The following is a 2,449-nucleotide window of genomic DNA, read 5'->3' as shown; positions in this document are numbered from 1 at the left end:
GAAGGATCGAGATGCGCGGTGGACGCTCAAGCGCGGCAGGACCAAGCCCAAACCAGAAAGTGCGCAGCGCCAGGCCATCCAGATGTAAGCGCTGTCTGGGCGCCCTTCTTCCCAAGTGTGCCGATACTGTGCTGCCTCGCCTTCAGGCGGGGAGCTTCAAGCCGACATTATGGTCGACGTTAATGATGACGCGAATGACCGCGGATACCGCCGGGTCGAGGTGCTGACAGGGCCGGGGCGCCGCCGCCGGTGGTCGGAGGAAGCCAAGGCACGGATCGTCGCGGAGACGCTCGCACCCGGCGCCGTCATCGCCGAGGTGGCGCGTCGCTGGCAGGTCTGCTCACAGCAGGTGTTCACCTGGCGGCGGGAGATGCGGCACAACGCGCCGCCCACGTTCGTGCCGATCGTGGCGGAGCCCAGTGTGGCGGCGCGGGAGTCTGCCCCATCGCCCTGCATCGAGATCCAGGTGGCTGGGGCGCTTGTGCGGGTGTTGCCAGAGACGGACCCGGCCCTGTTGGTGATGGTGCTTCGCGCGCTGCGGACCTCGGCGGCGTGATCACGCTGCCCTCGGGTGCGCGCGTGCTGCTGTCCAGCCAGCCGGTGGATTTCCGCAAAGGAGTTCACGGCCTGGCCGCCCTGGCGGCCGAGGTGCTGAGCGCCGATCCATTCTCGGGAGCGGTGCTGGTGTTCCGGGCCAAGCGTGCCGACCGGATCAAGATCGTGCTCTGGGACGGCAGTGGGCTGGTCCTGATCGCCAAGCAGTTGGAGGGTGGAGCCTTCCGCTGGCCACCCATCGTTGACGGTGCGGTGCGGCTGACGCCGGTGGAGTTCGCCGCGCTGTTCGACGGCATCGACTGGACGCGGGTGCAGAGCACGAAACGGATTCCCACGCCGAGCGTGCCTGCCTAGAATCCCTGCGTGATGGGCGCCGCGGACACCATGCCGAGCCTGCCGGAGGATCCCGCCGCGCTGCGGGCGCTGCTGCTGGCGACGCTGGAGCAGCGCGATGCCGCCATGGCCGAGCGCGACGCGCTGGCAGCCCGGAACGAGCAGCTGCACCACCTGCTGCTGACGTTGAAGCGGCGGCAGTTCGGGCAGAAGTCGGAGCGCCTGCCCGAAGACCAGCTGCTGTTCGCGTTCGAGGAGATCGAGGCCACGCTGGCGGCCAGCGAGGCCGAGGCAGGCAAGAACTCAAAGGCACTGCGGGAACAGCAGGCCAAGCGCCGCCGCGGCAACCGCGGCCGGTTGCCAGCGCACCTGCCGCGCATCGAGCAGCTGCTGATGCCCGAGCGGGAGACCTGTCCTTGTTGCGATGGGCGGCTGGTCGAGATCGGCAGCGACAGCGCCGAACGGCTCGACGTGCTGCCAGCGCAGTTCCGGGTGCTGATCACCAGGCGCCCCAAGCTGGCCTGCCGCGCCTGTCCCGGCGTGGTGCTGCAGGCGCCCGCGCCGGAGCGGCTGGTGCCGGGCGGGCTGCCGACCGAGGCCGCCGTCGCCCAGGTGCTGGTGGCGTCCGGCCGAGGAACGTCTGGCGGTGCGCCAAGCCCGCAGTCGGCCGCTGGTGGCGGATCTGTTCACCTGGCTCGAGGCGCAACACGGGCGCCTGCCGCGGAGTAGTCCGACGGCGGAGGCGATCCGCTACGCGCTGAACCACCGGAAGGGACTGGAGCAGTTCCTCGACGATGGCCGCATCGAGACAGACACCAACACCGTGGAGCGGGCCATCCGCCCCATCTGCCTCAGCCGCAAGAACGCGTTGTTCGCTAGCGGCGACGATGGTGGTGCAAGATGGGCCGCCATCGCCTCTCTGGTGGAGACCTGCAAACTGAACGGCGTCGATCCACAGCGCTATTTCACCGACCTGCTGACCCGGCTTGTCAACGGTTGGCCCAACAGCCGCACCGACGAACTCATGCCCTGGTGCTGGGCCAAAGCCGGCGATCAACCGTCAGCGCTGCCGCGTAGGGTCTCTGGACAGCGCTTACATCCAGATCGCGGTGCCCATCTTCGGCTACAAGAGCCATATCGGCATCGACCGGCGGCACGGGCTGATCCGCCGCTGGACAGTCACCGATGCCGCCCAGCATGACAGCCGCAGCTTTCCAATCCTGCTCGATCCCGAGAACACCGCCAGCCGCGTCTGGGCGGACACCGCCTATCGTACGAAGCGCAATCTGGAAGTGCTGGAGCGACGCGGCCTGACCGAACGCATTCAGTTCCGCAGGCCACCGCGGCGTCAACTCTCCGAACGGCAGGCGAAGGCCAATGCCTCACGCGCTCGGATCCGCTCCGGCATCGAACATGTTTTCGCTGCCCAGTAGTACCGCATGGCACTCTTTGTGCGCACCATCGGCTTGGCCCGGGCCCAGGTGAAGATCGGCATGGCCAACTTGGCGTACAACTTTGCCCGCCTCGCCTGGCTCAGCACCCGAGCTGCGCCCGCATAACC

At 68.2% G+C, this 2,449-nt stretch carries 3 protein-coding genes and 1 pseudogene; all 4 read left to right on the top strand.

Annotated features, from left to right (window positions below; all coding sequences use genetic code 11):
* The first annotated feature begins 169 nt into the window (after positions 1-169).
* The gene (gene tnpA, locus EBE87_RS26125; protein WP_122140255.1) at positions 170-556 is read left to right on the top strand and encodes an IS66-like element accessory protein TnpA; all 387 of its coding nucleotides are present in this window, start codon (positions 170-172) and stop codon (positions 554-556) included.
* Positions 553-909 (top strand): IS66 family insertion sequence element accessory protein TnpB, encoded by a 357-nt coding sequence (gene tnpB / locus EBE87_RS26120; RefSeq protein WP_120641302.1) that lies wholly within the window; start codon positions 553-555, stop codon positions 907-909. Before tnpA ends, tnpB begins: the two co-directional genes overlap by 4 nt.
* Positions 910-921: 12 nt before the next feature.
* Positions 922-1,930 (top strand): annotated as a pseudogene (locus EBE87_RS26115) (IS66 family transposase); the annotation flags it as partial.
* Between the two features lie 67 nt (positions 1,931-1,997).
* Positions 1,998-2,321 (top strand): transposase, encoded by a 324-nt coding sequence (locus tag EBE87_RS26110; RefSeq protein WP_158601088.1) that lies wholly within the window; start codon positions 1,998-2,000, stop codon positions 2,319-2,321.
* The last annotated feature ends 128 nt before the right edge of the window (positions 2,322-2,449 follow it).

The sequence above is a fragment of the Teichococcus wenyumeiae genome (assembly GCF_003696345.1).
GTDB lineage: Bacteria > Pseudomonadota > Alphaproteobacteria > Acetobacterales > Acetobacteraceae > Pseudoroseomonas > Pseudoroseomonas wenyumeiae.
The sequence above is the reverse complement of the archived record's forward strand: the minus strand, read 5'-3'. Positions and strand labels throughout refer to the sequence as shown.

What these genes read in the sequence shown, in the direction of transcription:
- tnpA (WP_122140255.1), top strand. Translation starts at nt 170, where the DNA reads ATGGTCGACGTTAATGATGACGCGAATGACCGCGGATACCGCCGGGTC.